This is a genomic window from Nostoc sp. (genome assembly GCF_036918015.1).
Lineage (GTDB): Bacteria > Cyanobacteriota > Cyanobacteriia > Cyanobacteriales > Nostocaceae > Nostoc.
The window spans coordinates 262,836-286,041 of sequence record NZ_JBALEO010000098.1 but is presented as its reverse complement, the minus strand read 5'-3'; the positions used below and the strand labels follow the sequence as shown (position 1 = coordinate 286,041).

13 protein-coding genes are annotated in these 23,206 nt (G+C 42.6%); 8 read left to right on the top strand and 5 right to left on the bottom strand.

Translation table 11 applies throughout. From position 1 onward, the window contains the following. The first annotated feature begins 443 nt into the window (after window positions 1-443). On the top strand, window positions 444-3,461 hold the full coding sequence (locus V7K61_RS31890) for a GAF domain-containing sensor histidine kinase (protein ID WP_335059852.1): 3,018 nt from the start codon (window positions 444-446) through the stop codon (window positions 3,459-3,461). Between the two features lie 169 nt (window positions 3,462-3,630). Here V7K61_RS31890 and V7K61_RS31885 read toward each other — a convergent pair whose 3' ends face one another. The 3 genes from V7K61_RS31885 to V7K61_RS31875 form a co-directional block, all read right to left on the bottom strand. Further along, window positions 3,631-4,554, bottom strand: a complete 924-nt coding sequence (locus tag V7K61_RS31885) for a hypothetical protein (protein WP_335059850.1) — start codon at window positions 4,552-4,554, stop codon at window positions 3,631-3,633. Between the two features lie 46 nt (window positions 4,555-4,600). Then, a complete protein-coding gene (locus tag V7K61_RS31880) occupies window positions 4,601-5,107 on the bottom strand; it encodes a pentapeptide repeat-containing protein (protein ID WP_335059848.1) in 507 nt (168 codons plus the stop codon). Window positions 5,108-5,223: 116 nt separating this feature from the next. After that, entirely contained in the window at window positions 5,224-6,741 is a 1,518-nt protein-coding gene (locus V7K61_RS31875) for an LCP family protein (RefSeq protein WP_335059846.1), read from the bottom strand. A gap of 115 nt (window positions 6,742-6,856) precedes the next feature. Here V7K61_RS31875 and V7K61_RS31870 point away from each other — a divergent pair, with 115 nt between their 5' ends. The 3 genes from V7K61_RS31870 (at window position 6,857) to V7K61_RS31860 (ending at window position 9,975) form a co-directional block, all read left to right on the top strand. Then, the gene (locus V7K61_RS31870; protein WP_335059844.1) at window positions 6,857-7,921 is read left to right on the top strand and encodes a mannose-1-phosphate guanylyltransferase; all 1,065 of its coding nucleotides are present in this window, start codon (window positions 6,857-6,859) and stop codon (window positions 7,919-7,921) included. A 78-nt stretch (window positions 7,922-7,999) separates the two neighbouring features. After that, window positions 8,000-8,296, top strand: coding sequence for a membrane protein insertion efficiency factor YidD (yidD, locus tag V7K61_RS31865; protein WP_335059842.1), 297 nt, complete (start codon window positions 8,000-8,002; stop codon window positions 8,294-8,296). A gap of 32 nt (window positions 8,297-8,328) precedes the next feature. Then, window positions 8,329-9,975, top strand: coding sequence for an ABC1 kinase family protein (locus V7K61_RS31860; RefSeq protein WP_335059840.1), 1,647 nt, complete (start codon window positions 8,329-8,331; stop codon window positions 9,973-9,975). A gap of 284 nt (window positions 9,976-10,259) precedes the next feature. Here V7K61_RS31860 and V7K61_RS31855 read toward each other — a convergent pair whose 3' ends face one another. Next, a complete protein-coding gene (locus V7K61_RS31855) occupies window positions 10,260-16,034 on the bottom strand; it encodes a PAS domain S-box protein (RefSeq protein WP_335060116.1) in 5,775 nt (1,924 codons plus the stop codon). Window positions 16,035-16,939: 905 nt separating this feature from the next. Between V7K61_RS31855 and V7K61_RS31850 the strand changes: the two genes are divergently transcribed. Next, window positions 16,940-17,443, top strand: a complete 504-nt coding sequence (locus V7K61_RS31850) for an Hsp20/alpha crystallin family protein (protein WP_335059837.1) — start codon at window positions 16,940-16,942, stop codon at window positions 17,441-17,443. Window positions 17,444-17,621: 178 nt separating this feature from the next. Here V7K61_RS31850 and V7K61_RS31845 read toward each other — a convergent pair whose 3' ends face one another. Next, window positions 17,622-17,981 carry a Rieske (2Fe-2S) protein gene (locus tag V7K61_RS31845; RefSeq protein ID WP_335059835.1) on the bottom strand — a complete coding sequence of 120 codons (360 nt, stop codon included), beginning with the start codon at window positions 17,979-17,981 and terminating at the stop codon, window positions 17,622-17,624. 259 nt (window positions 17,982-18,240) lie between these two features. Here V7K61_RS31845 and V7K61_RS31840 point away from each other — a divergent pair, with 259 nt between their 5' ends. The 3 genes from V7K61_RS31840 to pyk all read left to right on the top strand — a co-directional run bounded on the left by V7K61_RS31840 (window position 18,241) and on the right by pyk (window position 23,065). Next, window positions 18,241-20,079, top strand: a complete 1,839-nt coding sequence (locus V7K61_RS31840; RefSeq protein WP_335059833.1) for a vWA domain-containing protein — start codon at window positions 18,241-18,243, stop codon at window positions 20,077-20,079. Window positions 20,080-20,323: 244 nt separating this feature from the next. Next, on the top strand, window positions 20,324-21,367 hold the full coding sequence (gene gap / locus V7K61_RS31835; RefSeq protein ID WP_335059830.1) for a type I glyceraldehyde-3-phosphate dehydrogenase: 1,044 nt from the start codon (window positions 20,324-20,326) through the stop codon (window positions 21,365-21,367). A 267-nt stretch (window positions 21,368-21,634) separates the two neighbouring features. Continuing rightward, window positions 21,635-23,065 carry a pyruvate kinase gene (gene pyk, locus V7K61_RS31830; protein WP_334840124.1) on the top strand — a complete coding sequence of 477 codons (1,431 nt, stop codon included), beginning with the start codon at window positions 21,635-21,637 and terminating at the stop codon, window positions 23,063-23,065. Window positions 23,066-23,206: the final 141 nt, after the last annotated feature.

Sequence of the window (23,206 nt, the reverse complement as noted above, 5' to 3'; positions counted from 1 at the left end):
AAAACATTTAACCCGAAATTCCACAGTCTGTCAGGTAAATTTTGACAAATTAGTAATTTTATAGGACTTGTTGTGTATAAGCCAAAATTATTTTTTAATCCATTACAAGGATAGATCGAGAAAGGGGAACTATAACAATAACCATCTTCTGGGAAATAGTTGAACTAGGGATTGGGGATTGGAGACTAGAGACTGGATATCGGGCGAGATTTGAATCCCAAACAAATTTTACTCATATTTTATTCCCTAGTACCCAGTATTCAGTCCCAAAGCGCCCATTCGTCCCCACCTCAACAAGTTGCTATCCATCTGAAATTGGTGAATCCTGGACGCGGCCAGTTGAAGACTGTAAAACTTTGCAGTTTGTCATATTTGTGACACTTCTCAACCCCATGAACTTTGGTGTGAGGAACCCTTGTATAAAAACGAGATAATCCAGAGCAATGGAACCCAATTCAAATTTCACAGAAAATCAACTTCTTTTGTCAAGCGCTCAACTTCAAGAGCAACTAGAGCAACAAAAAGCTCTGGCGAGTGTAATTGTCCGAATTCGGGAATCGCTTGATTTAGAAAAAATTTTTCAAACGACTGTTACACAAGTGCGTCAGTTGCTTAATGCTGACCGAGTAGCAGTCTTCCAGTTCGATCGCAAACAAAACTGGGAGGGAGAATTTGTTTCTGAAGATGTTGCAATTGGCTGGGACTCAGCAATGGCTGTAAAAGTTTACGACCACTGCTTTGGAGAACAATTTGCTTCCAATTATCAAGAAGGTCGAGTGCAAGCAGTAGCAGATATTTACAAGGCGGGACTGAGTGATTGTCATCTGGCAATTTTGAGTAAATTTCAGGTACAGGCCAACCTCGTTGTCCCTCTATCGCGGAAGCAAGAACTGTGGGGATTGCTTTGCATTCATCAGTGCAGTGAGACTCGTGAATGGAAAGAATCGGAAATTGAGTTTATTCGTCAAATTGCTGACCATCTTGTTGTTGCGATTCAACAAGCAAAGCATCTCCATGAAGTCAAATTGCAAGCTGCAAAATTAGCTCAAGCAGTTCAGCGCGACCAAGTAATAGCTAAAATTGTCGATGAAATTCGCTCGCCCCTTGATATTGAAACTATCTTTAAAACCACAACTCAAGAAATACGCAAGCTGTTGCAAGCTGACCGAGTTGCCATCTTTAGCTTCAATCCCGATTGGAGTGGTAACTTTGTTGCTGAATCATTTACGGAAGGCTGGACTGCTGTAGTTGGGGTTGAGCCTGCGATCGCTGATACTTATTTACAAGAGACGCAAGGCGGGCGTTACGTTAACAACCAGACTTTTATAGTTAATGACATTTACCAAGCTGGATTAACAAACTGCCATGTAACTCTGTTGGAGCAATTCCAGGCAAAAGCCTTTGCAACTGCCCCTATTCTCCAAGGAGATCAACTTTGGGGAATCATCGCTGCCTACCAAAATGCCTCACCCAGAGAGTGGCAATCTTATGAAGTCGAATCACTAAGCAAAATCGGCACACAAATTGGTGTAGCAGTTCGACACCATAAGTTGCTGGCATACGCTCAGTACCAAGCAGAGCAACAAAAGACATTAACTAGTGTGATTACTCGAATTCGCGAGTCTCTAGATTTAGATACAATCTTCCAAACTACTGTCACCGAGGCTAGGCAAATGCTACAAGCAGACCGAGTGGCAGTCTTTCGTTTTGATCCGCAAAAAGATTGGGAAGGAGAATTTATTTCTGAGGATTTTGTGCCTGAGTGTAATTCGGTAATGGCAGAAAAAGTTTATGACTATTGCTTTGGGGAAAACTTTGCACACCTTTACGCCCAAGGTCGAGTAAATGCGATCGCTGACATTTCTCAAGGAAAGTTCCCCGGTTGCTACGTCCAAATCTTAGAAAAATTTCAAGTGCGGGCAAATATGGTTGCACCTCTATTGAAAAAAGGTGAACTTTGGGGATTGCTGTGTATTCACCAATGCACCGCTCCTCGTTATTGGCAACCTTCTGAGATTGAATTTACCAGTCAAATCGCCGAACAATTAGGAGTCGCATTAAAACAGGATTCTTATTTAAAGCAAGTTCAAATGCAGGTTGTCCAGTTAGCAGAAGCCACTGAACGGGAGAAAGCAATGGAACGCCAAGAACTACTGGCTGCAACTATTGATAAAATCCGCCAGTCACTTGATATTAAAACTATTTTTAGAACCACTACTCAAGCTGTACGAGAGTTGCTCGAAGTGGAGCGAGTTGCAATTTACCGTTTCAACCCAGATTGGAGTGGTAAATTTGTGGCAGATTCCTTCAAAGATGGTTGGAAACCTGTTTTACAAGACCAACCAATAATTATAGAAACTTTTGAAGACACAGACGACGATAACGAACTTCCGCGTAACGAAACCTTTGTACCGATTCGGGAAGGTGAAAAATTATGGGGATTATTAGTTGCTTATCAAAATTCGCAACCGCGTTATTGGAAAGAAGAGGAAATTAATTTACTGGCTCAAGTTGGGGTGCAATTAGGAATTGCGATTCAGCAAGCAGAATTACTCGAACAAACTAAACGTCAAACCTTAGAACTTTCTCAAACTCTGCAAGAATTAAAACAAACTCAGACCAGGTTAATTCAGGGTGAAAAAATGGCGGGATTAGGACAACTACTTGCTGGAGTTGCCCATGAAATCAACAATCCCATCAGTTTTATTTTTGGCAATCTGATCCATTTAGATGAATATACTCAAGAACTGCTAAAAGTAGTGAAACTTTACCGTCAAAACTCCTCAATATTGCCAACTATCCAAGAGCAAATCGACAAGAGTGATTTGGACTTTCTCATCGAAGATTTACCGAAAACCCTTGAGTCTATGAAAGTGGGAACAGAGCGGATTTGTGATATTGTGCTATCACTACGAAATTTCTCTCGTACAGATGAGGCTGAATTAAAGCCAGTAGATATTCATGAAGGGTTGGATAGTACTTTGCTAATTTTAGGGCATCGCCTCAAAAATAATAATGAACGCCCAGCAATTGAGATTGTTAAACAATATGATAATTTACCTTTGCTCGAATGCTATCCCGCGCAATTAAATCAAGTGTTTATGAATCTTTTGAGTAACAGTATTGATGCATTAGAGGAAAAATTTAACACTATACAGCAAAGGTATTTGAAATTATTACAAACGTGTCCGAGAATACCTTTGACTATCTGGATTAATACGCAAGCGATTAATAACCAGATTGTAATCAGAATAGCTGATAATGGTCTGGGGATTCCAGAAGAAGTGCGATCGCATATATTCGATCCCTTCTTCACTACCAAAGCACCTGGTAAAGGTACGGGGTTAGGATTGTCTATTAGCCATCAAATAGTAGTTGAAAAACATCATGGTCAGATGAAATGTTCCTCTAAACCAGGAGAAGGAACAGAGTTTTTAATTGAAATTCCCTGCGGTAATTAGAGGCGATTGATTTTTGACAATTCTTCAGTCAATCTTAAATAGGGGAGCCAGGGTTTCCTCCGTTCCCCGAAGGCATCATAACTGCCATTGCGTTATAGTTTAGGACGTTTTTTGGGATGCGATCGCAGAGTTGATGTTGAGAAAATGGCAAAATTAGTATAAACAGCTACTAACTTGAAGCGAGAAAACTTTTGATCGTCTTAACTATTTTTTGTTTCTCTTCAAACCCATAACTATAGGTACCAATCAAAGGTACTCTTTCACCAGATTCTAACATTAAGGTAATTTGATGAGCTGTACCATCTTCGCCATAAAAGCTTTTAACTTTAATATCAACAATTTCGTTTAACGAGTACAAAAAAACTGATTTTCCCAATATTCCAAACCATTTATAGTGGCTGATACTTAAGCTATTTAACTCTTTATCAAAATTACAGTCGATAAATGAACCTGACGCTATAATTAATAAACCTAATAATAGGCAAAATATGGTTATGCCAATTACAGCGTAGCCAACTAAAGTATCATCTTGCTTAATTACTAAACTTTTTTCTAAAGGTTGTACTAAGAAATTCTTAATTTTTAATATGATAAACTCCGCTTCTTCGGAAAAATAATCACTGTAAGTAGTTCGTCTAAACGGAATACTTTCTGTTTTAGTTAATAACTGAACTTGATATTTATATATTATTTTTCCCTCTTTATCAGTTTTCGTTTGTTTTTCTAAACGACTTCCAATTAATCCAGAAATTGGTTTTTGGCTTTTTTGATGACCAAAAAAATCAAATTCTATCAGTTGACATATAATTTTTGATGACTTTTGCTCAATATTTGAAGTATCTATATTTTGTAAAACTCGGTTACAATCAAGTTGTGTGATAGGTATAAACAGAAAAATAGCATATAAACAAATTATACCTATTTGTCCAATAAAGAACCCAATAAATCTAAGTAACTTCGGTTGAACAATCAACTTAAGCTTATTTTGTGTTTGCTCATAAATTTGTATCTTTTTATCTCTGACCAAATCCCAAATTAAAATCAAATCGATAGCGAATAATACATATTTTAATAAAGAATTTGTATTTTCCATTTTTTCGCAAAAATGTCTCTGTTTTTATGCTCAACGCGGAGTTTCTTTACCTACAACCCAAACTATCTCGCGTTGACACACCCGTAACTGGATTTACGCCATCGGCTCTTTCACACAGCAGCGACACTTGATAGCGGTCAATTAAAGCATCGGTAAAATCAGCACCAGTGACATCAGCATCAAAAAAGCGGCTGCGGGTCAAAGTTGCTTCAGTAAAGATGGCATTCTTGAGGTTAGCACCATCCATAGTGGCGCGATCGACTAAAGCGCCGCTCAAGTTCGCATCTTCCAAATTTGCCTTTAATAAAACTCCTTTAGTGAGAATTGCGTTGGTTAAATTCGCTCCTTGAAAATTTGTCCCCCGCATTTCTGCTGCTACAAAAGTTACACCTGCCAAATCAGCATGAGAAAAGTCACGATTTTCTAGATTTATATTGTTGTAATTGATTGTGTTTATCTGAGCAAAAGCCGGCTTGGGATTAAGTATTATCCACCCAAAGGCTAGTAGCAAAATTACAATCAAACCCAAAAAGCGCAGTAAAATCTTTTTCATAACTTTATTATTTGATTTGTCATTAGTCCTATCTTACAAAGTCTGAGCGGAGGTTTCCTCCGCTCAGACTTTGCGCTTTGTCATTTAACCAATGACTAATGACTAATAACTCTTAGCTATTTCCAATCTTTCCCAATGCGGATTGTCAGATCGGATTCTAAATCACCAATGGCAGACACCTCGATTTGACCCAAGCCTAAGACTTTTTGCAAATCAACCCCAACTCGTCGGTTGCCTTTTTGGACAATAATCTGAGTTTGACGTTGGGTATCTGGCCAATCAGGCACTTTGTAAATATTATTAAAGCCTTTCTGTTTGAGATAAGCAATAACTTTTTCAGTTAGCTGAGGTTGATTTGAAGCATTTTGAATAGCAATTTTGAGGTTAGGAACCTGACGCATATCTGGCTTTAGACCAGGTACATTTACCCCAACATAATCATTCAACAGGCTCTGTTGTCCAGTCATATTTAGCCAATAGCTATCAGGGTCTTTGCTAAAGCGGCTAAAGGTACCAGGCAACACAGTCATTTGGAAGTTATCCCGATCTAGGTTGAGTCCGAAATTGACCAACGCCATCATTTCTTCCATCTTCAGGTTGGTATCAAAATATTTTCGCATTAGACGAGTTAATTGAGGCAACCTGGGTAAGACGGTAGGACTATTTAAGCGTTGCAGCAGAGCTGCTGTTAGTGCTTGCTGACGCTGCACTCTCGGCAAATCTCCCAAACCTGGTTCGCGGAATCGAGCAAACTGTTCTGCTTGTTCGCCATTAAGGGTTTGCCAACCACTGACTAAATTAATCGACAGCCGACTGCTGGAGTCTTTATATTCCATTGATTGGGGAACAAAGACTTCTACACCGCCTAACTGATCGACTAACTGCCGTAAGCCGCTGGTAGAAATACGGATGTAGCGATCGATTGGGGCGTTGTTTAAGGTACGGCTAACTACCCGTGCAGCCAAGACTGGGCCGCCTTTGGCATTGGCATCAGATACCTTAGTTAATCCCTTTTCTCCCTTTTCGGGGATGGCGATCATTGTATCTCTGGGAATGGAAAGCACCCTTACAGATTTTTCACTAGGGTTCAGTCGTACCAGTAGCATGGAGTCGCTTTTCCCGGCAAAGCTTTCTGGTGAGCCATCAACGGTACCGCTGACTGGTTCAATCCCCATGATTAAAATATTCATCGGACGTGAAAGCTTGTACTGGGAGAGTTTGCTCCATAACTCCCCTGGTAATGGGATTTTTACTTCATCTTTAGCAGTAGTTCCTAAATCTTCATCTGTTCGATCTAGATTGCTCCATAAAGGAGTCCACAGCGCTAATGTTGACACCAGCAGCCCAGATAAGATGATGCCAATGACAACCGTCATAAACCATAACAGCCATCGAGGCATGGTTAAACCCAGTCTCTCAGAAAGCTGATTGGGAAACGCGCCCACAGATTCGATGACGCTACGGTTCGGATTCGCTGGCTGGTTTAGTTCGACCTCCTCCTCTGAGTCGGCTACTGGTACAGGTGTTACTTGATTTTCTGTCCGTTGAATTTGCGACGATCGCACGTCACTTTCAAACTCTACTACTTGCTGAGACGTAACCGGATTTTCCGACCATTCGACTTGTTTTATCACAATTATCTCCCCACTCAACCACTCCCTAAAAGTATGTTAATCCAAGCTACAAATATTGCCAGTGGAAAAGCTCACTGTAAACTTGTAATGTTCTTCGGTAGGCGTGTATGACAACATGAATACTTTATTGTTCCCCGTAATCCTAGCTGGTGGTAAAGGTGAACGTTTTTGGCCCCTAAGCCGCAAAGACCGACCCAAGCAATTTTTAAGTCTTGATGGTAGCTCTAGAAGTCTATTACAAGCAACCGCCGATCGATTGATTGAACTCGGTGGCGGGTGGAATTCCCTGTGGGTTATCACTTCTAGTCAGATAGCTGAAGGCGTAAGACAACAACTACCCGATTTACCAGTTGAAAACTTACTGATTGAGTCGGAAGGAAGAGACACTGCCGCAGCCGTTGCTTGGACAAGTTTAGAAATCAAACGGCGCTATGGTGAAGACGCTGTGATTGGCTTTTTCCCTGCTGACCACTGGATTGCTAACCAAGAGGCGTTTGCACACACATTAAATGCAGCTACGCAACTAGCAACAAGCACAGCAGCGATCGTTACACTGGGGATCAAGCCTACTTTTCCATCAACCGGTTACGGCTACATTGAACAAGGTGAAAAAATAGGTAGCTTTAATGAGTTGCCAGCTTATCACGTGAACCGCTTTACTGAAAAGCCCGACCGAGAAACGGCAGAGACTTTTTTATCTACGGGACGTTTTAGCTGGAATAGTGGAATGTTCGTTTTTCGGGCGGGGGTTGTTCTCAAGGAACTACATACCCATGCTCCAGAAATTATCGAACCTTTAGAACAACATGGCCCTGATATCTATCCCCAGTTGCCTAAGAAGAGTATAGACTATGCGTTAATGGAAAAGACAACTCTAGCATACGTTTTGCCAGTTGATTTTGGTTGGGATGATTTAGGAGATTGGAATGCGATCGAACGTTTACTGAAAACGGAAGATACTCCAAACGTGGAACTCGCTACTCACGTAGGTTTAGATACGCAAGGGGCGATTATTTACGCCTCAAATCCAGAAGATGTAGTTGTTACTATTGGTTTAGAGGATGTGGTGATTGTGCGCGATCGCAATGTCACCCTCGTTGTCAAAAAAGAACGTACCCAGGAAATCAAGCAGATCCTTAAAATTCTCCAAAGTGATTCCCGATTTACTGACCTGCTATAAAAGTTAGAACCCTTGGCAGAGGCGAAAAAGTCTATTTTCCTATTATAACTTGACTGTCTGTTATTTTATCTGACAGTTATGGACATTATTAGCTTTGAGCCTCTGGCCAAGACAATGGCAATCGACTCTATTACTGCCTATCAAAAATATATTTCTCCGTCCAAAGGATTTTCTTGTTCCCATCGCTTATTACACGGTGGGGATTCCTGCTCTAGTTACGTCAAACGAATGCTGAACGAACACAAGCTCCACGAAGCCGTACAATCATCCATAAAAAGATTTCAAGATTGTGCCGCAGCTAGCAAAACTTTAACAAGTATCAAAACTAGAGCCGATTTCGGTTGTATTGTTATCCCCTGTTGCCTACCTCTTTAAACTCCTCTGCCTCTTTGCAGTTTTTTACAAAAATGTTCCTCACCCAAACTGTTCCCCGTCAACGAGAAATCCTGGAAGTCTTCCTTCGCAATGGCTGGGACTATATGCGAAGGTTACTTACTGGTGGTAAAGCTGATGAACCCCAGCTGCCGACACCTGCGGTTTTAAAAAATATCCTGGTAGACTTGGGGCCAGTTTACGTCAAACTTGGCCAGCTACTCTCTACCCGCCCCGACTTACTCAGCGCCTCCTATATTGAGGAATTGTCAACTCTACAAGATGAAGTACCGCCAGTTCCTTGGTCAGAGATAGAAATAATCCTCCGCAAAGAATTAAAACGTCCATTAGCAGAAACTTTCAGCACAGTTAACCCGATTCCTGTAGCAGCCGGATCGATTGCTCAGACGCATCGGGCTACACTAGCAGACGGTCGAGAAGTCGCTCTAAAAGTGCAACGTCCGGGAATTGATATTACTATTGCTCAAGATATTGCTTTAATTCAAGGTATTGCCGATTTAGTGGCGCGAACTGAGTTTGGGCAAACCTACGAAATCAAATCTACCGCCGAAGAGTTTACTAAAGCCTTAGAAGCTGAGTTAGATTTTACACGGGAAGCGGGTTTTACAGACCAGCTGCGGCGCAACTTATCCAAGAGTCGCTGGTACGATCCCACACAAATAGTAGTTGCGGAAATTAACTGGGAATTGACCACAGAGAAATTGCTGGTAATGGAATGGCTGGATGGAGTACCGTTCCTGGCGGCGGATTTGGATAATGACCCCAACATTAAAGACCCTGCCGAAAAGCGTAAAGAAATAACTACTTTGTTGTTTCGGGTATTTTTCCAGCAACTATATATTGATGGCTTTTTCCACGCCGATCCCCATCCAGGAAACTTGTTTTATCTCAAAGATGGGCGTGTGGCTCTCTTAGATTGTGGCATGGTGGGAAGACTCGATCCCCGGACACAGCAGATATTAACAGAGATGTTGTTAGCGATCGTTGATTTAGATGCTCAAAGGTGCGCTCAGTTAACTTTGCAACTCTCAGATTCTGCTCAACCAGTAATTTTATCACGGTTAGAAAATGATTACGATCGCATGTTGCGAAAGTATCACAATGTCAGCCTCACACAAATAAACTTCAGTCAGATAATTTATGAAGTTTTACAAGTTGCCCGCAACAATAAAATTAGGTTGCCTAGCAATATGGGTTTGTATGCCAAAACCTTAGCGAATTTAGAAGGGGTAGCGCGGACATTCAACCCAGAGCTTAATTTTTTTGATGAAGTTAAACCATTAATTACAGACTTATTTCGTCGCCAGCTAGTAGGGGATAATCCAGTGCGATCGCTTCTCAGAACAGCCTTGGATCTGAAAAGTCTGTCTCTCCAATCTCCCCGGCAAATAGAACTGTTATTAGACCGTGTTACCTCGGAAACCTTACAGTGGAATCTCTCGCTGCGGGGGTTAGATGGCGTGCGGCGCACTATGGATGATGCCGCTAACCGACTATCTTTTAGTATATTAGTGGGTTCGCTGATTATGGGTGCGGCAATTATTTCCACCAGAGCGCAGACAACTCAGCTATCTTTTTTAAGCACAATCCTGTTTGCAGTCGCTAGTTTATTGGGTTTGTGGTTAATTATTAGTACATTGCGATCGGGACGTTTACGGTAAAATCATTTTGAATTTTGGACTTTGAATTGAAGGAAAAATCTAAAATTGAAAATTGAAGTTTGTAGTAATATCATGTTCGCATAATTAGTTATGCTAACCACAGTCATTACACCCCACCCCCAACCCCTCCCCGCAAGCGGGGAGGGGAGACAAAGCGTAGCTTTGGCGGGGTGGGGTTCTTCGGGTTTAATAAGCAATCAAGTGGACATGATATAAGCACTTTAGTGCTGAGAAAATTAAGGACTAAAGTGCTTACTACAAACTTGCTTAACCATCAATTTTTATTAGCTGGATAAAACTCCTGCAATACTCGTCAATTCCATGATTTTCTCAAACTGAAAATCATGAGCTAAATTCTTGATAAAATTTTGCAGTACAGCATTTTCTGAGGGTATTTGCTCAATCAATTCTAAAATCAGGTCATCACTACATTGGGCTGCGGCAGTGTACACCTGTTTCACCCATTCAGGCGACATTTCAGATAATAGAGTTACTAAATCCGCGATCGTCAATATTGATTTTGGTCTTTGTTGCTTTAGGTTTGTTAACTGATAGCTTTCTTCTTGATAAATATATTGAACTCCCAAATATTCGCTCAACTTTTCTAGTAATTCTTCCTCGCGGAAAGGCTTGTTAATATAGTCATCGCAACCCGCTTTGATTATTGCTTCTCGTTGTTCCTCAAAAGCATTAGCAGTTAAGGCAATAATAATGGTCTTCCAATTGGGGATTTGAGATTCTATATTTTGGATTGAGGTTTCTTCTCTAGTTTTAATAACTTTTGTGGCTTCGTAGCCGTCCATAATTGGCATCCGCATATCCATTAAAATTAGATGTGGTTGCCATGTCTGCCAAAGTGCGATCGCTTCAATGCCATTTATTGCTTCCTGGACTACAAAACCGATAGATGTCAGAATTTTCTTTAACACTAAACGGCTATCTGTAGAGTCATCAACTACTAAAATACGGTATTCGCTTTGAGTGGGCGCTAAACTAATAACTTGGGGTCTAATTTGTTGGATCTGGATTTCGCTGACTGTGGCTAGACCAATTTGAATATCAAAAGTAAATTTACTTCCCTCACCAATAGTACTGGTGACGCTAATATCTCCTCCCATTAGTTGCACATATTTGCGGCTAATTGCTAAACCTAGTCCTGTTCCCTGCTGCGATTTTCTTCCGGTTTCAGTTTGCCCAAAAGCTTCAAATAGCAAGTCAATTTCTTGTGGGGCAATACCGCAGCCAGTATCTTGTACCTCGAAGGTTAGGGATTGAGCATTGGGCATAGGAAGAGGCAGAGGTGCAAAGGGGCAGAGGGGCAGAGGGGAAAGACTTACTGTTACTTCTCCTCTACTTCCCTGCTCCCCTGCTCCCCTGCTCCTCTGCTCCCCTGCTCCCCTGCCCCCCTGCTCTCCTGCCCCCCTGCTCCCCTGCTCCCCCATCCCCACCCGCAGCGTCACCCTGCCAGTATCGGTAAATTTGATGGCATTTCCCAGGAGGTTAAGCAAGACTTGACGCAGTTTACTTTCGTCAACTTGGATGTATTGGGGAAGGTGAGATGTATATTCAAAGACCAATTCCAATCCTTTGGAGGTGGCGCGGAAGCGCAACATCTCTTTGAGGTTTTCCAAGAGGCGAATTAAGTCAAAACTGTTGAGATTTAAGGTTATTCTGCCAGCTTCGATTTTAGACATTTCCAAAATATCGTTGATTAAATTCAGGAGATGTTCGCCAGCACGATTGATAATTGCTAGATTTTGTTGATGTTCAGTTGATAAATCACGATCGTGGCTCATGACTTGGGTAAAACCAAGGATGGCGTTGAGTGGGGTACGCAGTTCGTGACTCATGTTAGCGAGGAATTCGCTTTTGGCACGGTTAGCAGCATCAGCAACGATTACAGCTTCTTGCAATGCTTGTGACTGCCTTTGAGTTTGTGCTAGCAATTGTGCCTGCTGTAAAGCAACACCCAACTGATTGCCAATTTGAACTACGATGTTGATTTCTCCTGATTTCCATTGGCGGGGATCGGAATTTTGATAACTCGCCAGCAATCCCCAAAGCTGACTACCATGTAAAATCGGAACAATAATGTAGGCTTTGGCCTGAAAGCGCTCTAAGAGATTGATATAAGCAGGATGAAACTCAGCGTTGTAAATGTCTGGGACACAGAGAAAACTTGCACCTGGGTTTACTTGCAGATCGGGATATTCCATCTGGTTATCCGCACTATCCAAAATTTTCGCTAGACAACGCCCATCTTGTAAAACACCTTCTGTGAGATGAGGATCGTTGTTGTGTTCTTCTATGAGAGAAATCCAACCGTTACCCACTGATTCAGAAACAAATTCCCCATTCCAGTCGGGATTGAAACGATAGACAACAACCCGATCGCAGTTGAGTACTTGGCGTAATTCTTCGGTTGTAGCCGCAAATATCGTCTCTAAATCTAGTGTTTGGCGCATTCTTTGAATCACTTGCGCGATCGCTCTTTCTCGCTCTGCACTCTCACGCAAGGCTTCTTCTGCCAATTTTCTCTCGGTAATATCTGTAATTGTACCAATGTAGCCTTTAATTTCTCCATCATCTCTAAATTCTGGCAAAGCATGACAAATTGCCCAGACAACTGTATTATCATCATGCAAAAAACGATGTTCGTACTTATAGGTTGACTTCGCAACTGTTGCTTGATTCCAGGCCAACAATAGCTGCTCGCGGTCGTCTGGATGTATAGCATTTGCCCAACCTATTCCCAGAGAATTTTCTAAACTACATCCAGTAATTTCACTCCAGCGTTGATTAAAATATAAAACATTGCCATCGACATCAGTATGAAATATACAAGCTGGTGAGGCTTCTGCTAGAAGTTGATATCGTTGCTGACCTGACTGCAAAGCTAGTTCTGCCAATTTGCGATCGTTAATATCTGCCCAATAACCAACCCATTCGATCGGGGAATTCGCTTCGTCACGAATTAACCTCATCTCTTCGTAGAACCAGTGATAAGTTCCGTCAGCGTGTAACCAACGGTATTCGTAAGAAATGTACTCCTGCTTAATAAAGTGGGAAAATTTTTCCGAGATCAGTTCAATATCTTGTGGATGGACGCGATCGAGCCAAAAACTGGAGTTATCGATAAATTCCCGCGCTTCATAGCCCACCATTTCTTTAACGTTTTCACTGATAAAAGTAATGCTAAAATCCTCTGATGTTTTGCTGCTATAAATGACTACAGGGCTAGAGGTGAGGAGATATTGTAGGCGTTCGTTGGCTAAACGTAGTTCTTGTTCGACGTGTTTGCGTTCGCGTAGCGCTGCGTGTAGTTCGCTAATTTCTACTAAAACTGTGCCAACACCAGAGGGGCGATCGTCTTCACCTACAATCGGAAAATAAGAAGCTAAGAAGTGGCGGATAATATCCGGTTGTTTGATTGATGCGCTGCTTAATTCTTGATTGAGAATGGGTTGACCAGTTACCAGAACTTGTTGATAAATTGGTTCTACTAAAGGGGCGATGTGGGGTAAGACTTTATGGATGGTCTTGCCAATATGATCTTGCTGGGGTAGTCCATTAATCTCCGCTAGCAGTTGGTTGATTTGCACAAACCGCAGCTGGTTATCTACAATATTCATACCAACGGGGGCACTGCTAAAAAAGGCATTGAGACGAGCTTCTCTGAGAGCTAGTTGTTGTTCTAGGGTTTTGCGCTCAATCAACCCACCCAATTGCGCCGCAACAGCACTGACTAGCAAGAGCAAACGCCGATCTACTAATACTGAGCTACGTTTAAAAAACACTAAAACAGCTAATACTTGGTTCCCGGCCAGTATGGGAACACCAAAACCAGCTTTTAATCCCACCTTTGCGGCTTGTAGCGATCGCAAGAAAACTGGTTGCGTAACTTTAGATACATCTTTTATCCATTCTGGTTCTTGACTCTGCCAAACTCTTCCTGGTAATCCCACTCCCAGAGCAAATTTCACCGTTTGGCTTTGCTGGCAGAATTCTTCTAAGCTGCTCTCCTCTCCGTACCAACCCAGGCTGTGTTCTAAAACATTCCCATCTTCATTAGGTATCCAGGCTTCACCAAAATCCCAGCCAATGGTGTGACAAATTAAGCGCAAGACCACTGCTAAGGCGCTGTTGACATCACTGGCACGAGTGATAGCTTGGGTTGTCAACAGTAACAAACGGCTTTCATTTTCTGCCTGCTTGCGTTCAGTAATATCTTTTGCAGTGCCCAGTACGTACCATTGCCCATCAATCTCGATCATTTCTGCACTCAACAGTGTTGTCCTGATTTCTCCTGTTGCTGTGCAGACATCAATCTCATAGTTGCGGATGGCTTTTGCTTGTTGCAGGATGTTGATGAGAAAATTATATTCTTCTGGATTCACCCAAATATGCAATTCTTCATCGGTGCGATCGATTACCTGAGAACGAGAATAACCAAAAAACCGACAAAAACTGTCGTTCACTTCAATGTAGCGTTTGTTGGGAACAGTAATTAAGGCAATTGGGTCAGGAGACGACCGAAAAGCTGACGCTAACTTTTCTTCAGAAGCCCGTCGCGCTGCTTCTGCGCGTTGGCGTTCTTTTGCCTCCAATACCAAAGATACTAAATTGCCCAGAGAGCGAGCGAAATTTTGGTCTTCTAGCGTCCAATGATGCGTAACTCCCACCGCCTCCAGACATAAAACTCCTACGGTCTTTCCCTCCAGCCTAACGGGTGTATCGAGTATGGAGGTAATATTTAATCTTGAATAAGACGCAGAAAATTCTTTAGTTCTGGGATCGGTATGAGCATCATCTGCGGCGATTGGTTGTTCTTGCTGCAAAGCTGCAAAATAAACTGGATAGTCTACCGCTGATAAGAAAAGTCCTTCGCTATGTTGATTGCGACTGCCTTCAAATAGATCAAAACACTGGATTTTCATGCCTGTTTCGTCATACAGCCAGACACCAGCTCGTTCTACTCCAATGTTCTTGACCGCTGTTTCTGTGATTATACTCAAGGCTGCTTTCAAATCACCCTGATAAAGCGTCTGATTTTGTGCCAATTGTGTGAGCACGAGATTATGATTGCGGAGCTTAATCGCGCTTTCTTGGAGTAATTTTTCTACTCCTCGACGCTGCGTAATATTACTAGCAGTGCCCGTCATGCCTATAACCTGACCCTCTTCGTTGCGTAATGCGATCGCATTCAACATTAAATAAAGTAAGGTACCATCTTTAGCCACACAGGTAGTTTCATGCTGGAAAATAGACTTTCCCTGAAGAACACGCTCAAAGGCTACTTTATCTTGAGCAACTTGTGTAGGCGAGATGAAATCAATTAAGGCACGCCCAATCATTTCTTGCGGTTCGTAGCCATAAATCTGCTTGACTGCTGGATTGACAAAGGTAATTAATCCATTAATGTCCAGCGACCAGATCATATCCTGGGATGTCTCCACTAGGAGACGATACTGACTTTCACTCTTCTTGAGGGCGGCTTCGACTACAAGGCGTTCGCTTTGATAAACTTCTCTACAAAAGGCTTTGCTAATGCTAATGGGAATTTCTTTAAAAATATCTTCTATTTGTCTGTTGCGAATATTTAACTCAACTGTAATCCGTTGACGCTCTTTAATCTCCTGTTGCAGTTGGGAACTTTTTTCTTTTAACTGTTTTTTCAGTCTTTGGAGAGTGAGTTGATTTTGGACGCGTAATAAAACTTCTTCAGTTTTGAATGGTTGAGTAATATAGTCAATATCACCTAAGTTTAAGATGTTTATTTTTTCAAAAAAATCATCGCAAATTCCGAAAAGAATTATCGGGATTTCTTGAGTTTGATCGTTAGCTTTCAAATATTGACATACTTCATAACCATCCCTCTCTATAATAAGAACATTTAATAAAAGCAAATCTGGAGGAGAAGCAAGTGCCGTCTTGATTGCCAATTGTCCAGAAATGACACTTTGTATCTGATAACCTTGGTGTTGAAGGATGTCTGATAAAAAATGTAAATTCTCTAAGTTGTCATCAACTAATAAAATTTTTATTTTTTGAGCATCCATATCAGTTACTAAGTTAATTTTCAATCAGGAAGAATTTCTTGAATAAAACTGAACATGAAATCAGAAAGCAAAACTCTGTCACCAGATTGTAAATAAAATCATCGTCGCTTACAACCATACTTCAGCACAGGGTGTATGGAAAAGTTACAGATGAGCCAGGAGAACTATTACTTAATTAAACTCGAAGAACCCCAAATAGCCAAAGCTATAGTGTACACACAAGCCTTAAAAACCTAAATTGATGAGGCTTGACTCTTTCCTGGCCTGCCGCCGGGGAATACATTCATTGAGTCAGAGACTCAATAGACCTATTGCATAAATCAATGAGCTTTCACCCTAAATCCCTACGGTGTACACACAAGTCCTAAAAGCCTTGACTTTTCTCGTTCCCAGTCCGAGACTGGGAACAAGATCAACGAGAAAACAATGGAAAATCAAGCTTTTTTCGACTTGTGTGTACACCGTAACCCAATATTGGGAGAAGGGGGATGTAGCAAGATTCCGCAGGGTGGGCAAATTTTGTATTTGTGCAAGAGGTCTGATGTCTGGCTGGAGGCAGCGTCTCCGTCGAGAGAAGAATCAGTGGCTCTAGCCTTTAGAATCGGGCTAGAGCTTCTAAGCATAAGGGAATTTAATTAAATTTACATTACATAATCTAGTTTAATTTATGATTGCCTACTTCCTTTGACATTAACTATTCTCAAGCTTTTGATGATTGTTTTGTTTGATACGGTAAATGCAACCTATGTCTGTACGGTTTACCCAACTGTTTTGAGATTCTTCTTTTATTAAATTACTTACTAGAGAGAAGAAACAAAGCAAATAAAGCTCCTCTCTAAAAAACACCTCTAAAACTTTGATTGATTACCCAAAATTGAATTAGAAAGTTAAGGAGAGATTGAAATATGGCACTCATTCGTTGGGAACCATTCCGTGAAATGGAGATTCTGCGTCGTCAAATGGATCAACTATTCTCTGATCTGACAGTAGCCGAGCGCGGTAACTCTGAGATTTCTGCATCACCGAGAACAGCGTGGGTTCCTGCGGTCGAATTACATGATAATGGTTCAGAGTTGCTATTAAGAGTTGAGATTCCAGGCGTGGAAGCTAAAGACCTCGATGTTCAAGTTACTCAAGATGCAGTTTCGATTGCTGGTGAGCATCGTTACGAAAAACATTCCCAATCTAAGGATAAAGTTCATTCGGAATTCCGGTATGGCAAGTTCGCTAGAGTAATTCCTCTGCCAGCCAAAGTTCAGAATCAACAAGTTAAGGCAGACTTGAAAGATGGGATTTTAATTTTGACTTTACCCAAACTGGAGCAAGAGCAGAGTAAGGTATTCAAAGTGAATTTAGGCCAATCTCAAAGTTCCACAGCTTCTATAGAAGCCGGCAACGGTAGCACGTAATCCAACATTACATCACAGTAAAGTGTTTAAACTGCTTGAGAAGACGTTCTATTTTCTCATTCAATGATTCCTATATCTCTGAAATAGGTAAATTTTGATAGAAACCCCAGCCAATGAGTTTAGCTGGGGTTTTTCTTTTTTTACCTAGAACTATTTCAGTAAATTCAGGGAGAGGGTGCTATTCCTCTTGGACATCAACCCAGATACTGCCTTCTTCAACACGAATCGGAAATACTGGTAGTGCCTTTGGTTGTGAAACTAACGAGAGTACCTTACCTATACCAGGTGGCCAAGAACACCAATCTTTTACCTCACCAGTCCGCAGGTCAAAAGCACTGTGATGGAAGGAACAAACAATTGCGCCATTATCATTTATTTTCCCACTTTTCAACGGTAATTTTAGGTGAGGACAAGTGTTATCTACAGCATAAAGCTGACTTTCGTGATTCAAAAGCAAAATTTTCCGGTTGCCAACTTTCACCACTTCTCGCGCACCTGGGGAAAGTGCATCGACTGCAAGAACTTTAGTCCAACTCATTAGGTTCTCCTCTCCTAATATATCTGCTTTCAGTTTCCCGCAATTGTGACCAGTGCGATCGCCTTTCAGTAGCAGAGAGTCGAGAATGTCTAGGACTGGCTCTGTCTACGTTGGCAAGATACTAAAACTATAAATTCTTACATTAAATACCATTTTTATACTGAATAAACTTATTTCTGGGTAAACTAAACAAAGCACTTACTGTCTATGCTTCACAAGGCTTTTATGTGATAACAGACAATCATAAGGGATATAAAAAATGATTAAGGCAAGTTACGAATTTGACCAGTCTATTCTCGCCGCAGGATCTTCATTAAAGACTAATATTCTGCTACGTTTTCGTGCTGACATAGCTAAATCTCCTCGACGTAACCTTAACCTTTCGCTTGTAATTGACCGTTCCGGCTCTATGGCAGGCGCTCCCTTGCATCACGCACTCAAAGCCGCTGAGTCTGTGGTAGATAAACTTGAGCCTGATGACATTCTCTCAGTAGTTGTTTACGACGATGAAGTAGATAGTGTTGTGCCACCCCAGGCTGTGACTAACAAAGCCACCCTGAAAAATTCCATCCGCAAGGTGAGAGCCGGCGGTATAACCAACTTGTCGGGAGGATGGCTCAAAGGCTGCGAACACGTGAAAACGCGACTCGATCCGCAAAAAATCAACCGTGTTCTGCTGCTTACCGATGGTCATGCCAATATGGGCATTCAAGACCCCAAGATACTGACGGCGACAGCAGGGCAAAAAGCTGAGGAAGGTATTATCACAACTACGCTAGGTTTTGCTCAGGGTTTCAATGAAGACCTACTGATTGGGATGGCAAGGGCAGCCACGGGCAACTTCTACTTCATTCAGAGCATCGATGAAGCAACTGAAGTGTTTAGTATTGAGCTAGACAGTCTGAGAGCAGTAGTGGGACAGAACCTCAAGGTGACACTTGAATTAGCAGATGGTGTCAGGCTGGTTGATACCTTAAGTCTGGCTAAAGTTAGCCAGAATGACGCTGGTCAAGCTGTTATCACCTTGGGAGAGCTTTACGAGGGTGAAGACAAACTTCTCGGTTTGAGTCTGGGGATATCAAGCGCTCAAGTTGGCGATTTACCTGTGATGAAGCTGCATTACAGCGCCGATGTTGTGCAAGATGACCGCATTCAAAGCGTGTCAGGTACTGTCGATATTGTCGCCAAAGTTGGCACTGTTGAGGAAGCAGCTTTTGCTGCTACGAGCCATATTATTCTGGAACTGAGTCGCCTTACCATCGCTAAAGCTAAAGAGACTGGACTTAATCTCGCTGAACATGGCAAGCATCAGGAAGCTGAACAAACCTTGCGATCGCTTGTGAAAGATTTACGGGATAAAGGCTTGAACGAGAATTTTGAAATTGCTGAAGAAATCGATCAGCTTGAGTATTTCGCCAGTCGGATCGCTCAAAAAGCTTTAGGCAATGCCGGACGGAAAGAGATGCGAGATCAGACTTACCAGACGATGACGCGCAATCGCAGTGATTTGGTGGGTCGTGGTGTCACCGCTGGCGATGAAGTTTACGCCATGCCCATTGTGAATGAAGTCGGTTCAGGTGTCGAATTGCACTGCGTTCGTGAAGGGGGTAAACTGCGGGTCAAGGTCATGTCCGAAGGCTATGATTCAACCAAGAACATCCAGTTTCCCCGCGCCATTCGTGCCGAGGGGGCACGCTATGTCGTTGAAGGGTTGGAACTCTCAAGCGAACGCACTTTCTATCGGGTACGTGGTAAAATCACCCGTTTTGCTCAACCCGGTGAAACAGATATCTTCGTTGCCCCTAGACAATCGTATCCAACTAACACAGGTAAAGCTTCTAAAGGCCCTGCCAGTGCTGCCGATCTTCCCACAACTGACAGTGTAGGGGACAGCATTTTAGTTCAGTGTGTCAAAGATGGCAGCAAGCTACGTGCTAGGGTGGTTTCCGACGGATATGAACCGGATTGGAATATGCGTTTTCCGCGATCGGTTCGCGAAGAAGGAATGCTTTACGTCGTTGATGAAGTCAAAACAGCACCGGATGGCAAATCTTATATTGCCTGTGGTGAAATTAAGCGATTTGTCCAACCCACTTGAATTGGAGAGCAGGGGAGGCAGGGAGCAGGGGAGCAGAGGAGAAGTTGCAGTAAGTTTATTCCCCTCAGCCCCTCAGCCCCTCTGCACCTCTGCCTCTTCTAACGCCCAATCCTTAAAAGATGCCAAGTAAATATGCCTTAGCCGACTGAGACTGTCAGGATCAAAGAGTAAAGAGTAAAAGGCAATCTATTTTGACTTTTAACTTTCTCCTTTTGTTCAACTTTCCACAACGGGAGGTTTAATCTTGACTAAATTAAAAGTTGGTATCAATGGCTTCGGTCGCATCGGGCGACTTGTGCTTCGCGCTGGCATCGATAATCCCAACATTGAGTTTGTGGGTATTAATGACCTAGTACCACCAGATAATCTCGCTTATCTATTAAAGTACGATTCAACCCACGGTAAATTGAAGCACAAGGTTGAAGCCAAGGAAGACGGCTTTTTGATTGACGGACATTTCATTCCTTGTGTGTCAGTTAGGAATCCAGCAGAGTTACCTTGGGGAAAATTAGGTGCAGATTATGTCGTGGAAGCGACTGGACTCTTCACTGACTACGAAGGAGCTGCAAACCACCTGAAGGCAGGTGCAAAGCGAGTGGTAATTTCTGCTCCCACCAAAGATCCAGATAGAGTTACTACCCTGTTAATGGGTGTCAATCATCACCTATTTGACCCTAGCAAGGATATCATTGTTTCCAATGCTAGCTGCACTACAAATTGTCTAGCTCCCATAGCTAAGGTGATTAATGACAACTTTGGGTTGACTGAAGGGTTGATGACTACAGTCCATGCCATGACTGCCACTCAGCCAACTGTAGACGGCCCCAGCAAAAAAGACTGGCGGGGTGGTCGAGGTGCATCCCAAAATATTATTCCCTCCTCCACAGGCGCAGCGAAAGCCGTAGCACTGGTTTTACCAGAATTGAAGGGCAGGTTAACTGGGATGGCATTACGAGTTCCGACTCCCGATGTCTCTGTAGTTGATTTAACTTTCAAAACAGCCAAAGCTACCAGTTATAAGGAAATCTGTGCTGCCATGAAAGAGGCTGCCGCAGGTTCACTAAAGGGTATCTTGGGCTACACAGATGAAGAAGTAGTTTCCACAGATTTTCAAGGTGATACTCATTCCAGCATCTTCGACGCAGGTGCTGGGATTGAGTTGAATTCCAACTTCTTCAAGGTAATAGCCTGGTATGACAACGAGTGGGGCTACTCAAATCGTGTGATTGACCTGATGTTGTCTATGTCACAGAAGGAAAAACTCGCCCCGACAGCGGCTGTGGTTTGATTAGTCATTAGTCATTAGTCATTAGTCATTAGTCATTGGTCATTAGCTTTTGACTGCTGACTCTTGACTAGGGACTTTTGGGATTTGGGTCAAATGGTAAATGCTCCGAAAATAAAACGGAATCTAGTATTTTTATTTAGCAAACCAGTGATATGAAGCACGTGTGAATTTGGATGCGAAGTCTCTTAATTACGAATTACGAATTACGAATTACGAATTGGTATAAAGCATCCAAATTTGCAAGTTACTCCTCAACCCCCAATCCCTATGCGTCGAACCAAAATCATTTGTACTGTTGGCCCGGCTACATCTGCACCTGAAAAGCTGCAAGCCTTGGTAAAAGCTGGAATGAATGTGGCACGGCTGAATTTTTCCCACGGAGCTTATGAATTCCACGCCCAAACGGCTCACTATCTCAGGCAGATTAGTACTGAGTTGCAAAAGCCGATCGCCATTATGCAAGACCTGTGTGGCCCCAAAATTCGCTTGGGAACTTTACCGCCGGAAGGCTTAAATTTAGAAGCTGGTACTGAAGTTACTTTTGTTTTGCAAGAAAAGGGTGAGAGTATTGACGAACTACCCCTACCATTGCCGACTTTATTTGCAATGGTGCGACCAGGTGAACCGATTTTAATTAATGATGGTCGCGTCAAATTGATAGTTACCGATCGCGATGCCGATCGCATTCGGGCACAGGTGAAAAATGGCGGCTTAATTTCTACGCACAAGGGAGTAAACCTACCCCAAACTCCTTTACCTGTAAGTTCCATCACCGAGAAAGACTTGCTGGATCTGCGCTTTGGGATTCAGTTGGGTGTAGACTGGGTAGCGGTGTCTTTTGTGCGATCGCCACAAGACTTAGAACCCGCCAGACGGATGATTGAAGCCGCTGGCGCTTCGATCCGCTTAATTGCCAAAATCGAAAGATCGGAGGCAGTAGAAAACTTTGATTCCATTCTGAAGGTTGCCGACGCGATTATGATTGCTCGTGGCGATTTAGGGGTGGAAGTGCCAATTCACGAAGTACCCCTAATTCAAAAAGATATTATTCGCCGTTGCAATCGTGCTGGCAAGCCAGTGATTACAGCCACCCAAATGCTAGAGTCGATGATTAGCGCCCCCGATCCCACCCGCGCCGAAGCCACCGATGTTGCTAACTCGATCTTGGATGGAACAGACGCGGTAATGCTTTCTGGTGAAACAGCTGTCGGACAATATCCCATCGCCGCCGTCCAGATGATGCACAACATCGCTGTGCGGACAGAACAGGCTCTAGATGAGGGTAGCAAACACGCTTGGTGTCATGAAGCGGGCAGTTTGAGCGTTACCGAATCTGTGGCAGAATCCGTCTGTCGCATCGCCTATGAAACGGGTTCACGGGCAATTCTCTGTAACACTTCATCAGGAAATACAGCGAGAATGGTGTCTAAATATCGGCCGACTTCTCCCATTATTGCCCTCACCTCCGACATCACCGCTTATCGCCAGCTAGCACTTTCTTGGGGTGTGGAAGCTTTGCTGATTCCACCAGTCCACAATGCCGAAGAGATGTTTACTAATGTAGTGAACACAGTTGTAGACATGGGTCTAGCAAACAAGGGCGATAAAGTAGTTATTACCTCTGGTGTTCCAATTGGTAAATCGGGCACAACTAGTTTAATCAAAGTGCATTCCATTGGACAGCCAATTTCGGCATAAGGCACTTAGAATAAGGCTGTGGCTCTGAATAGTAAGCAAACTTAGGCAATGATTCTGAAAAATTGCCAGAATCAGAATTGAAGAAACTAAGGACTGGGACTGGTGATTGGGGACTAAGGACTGGGGAGACAATGAGGAGAC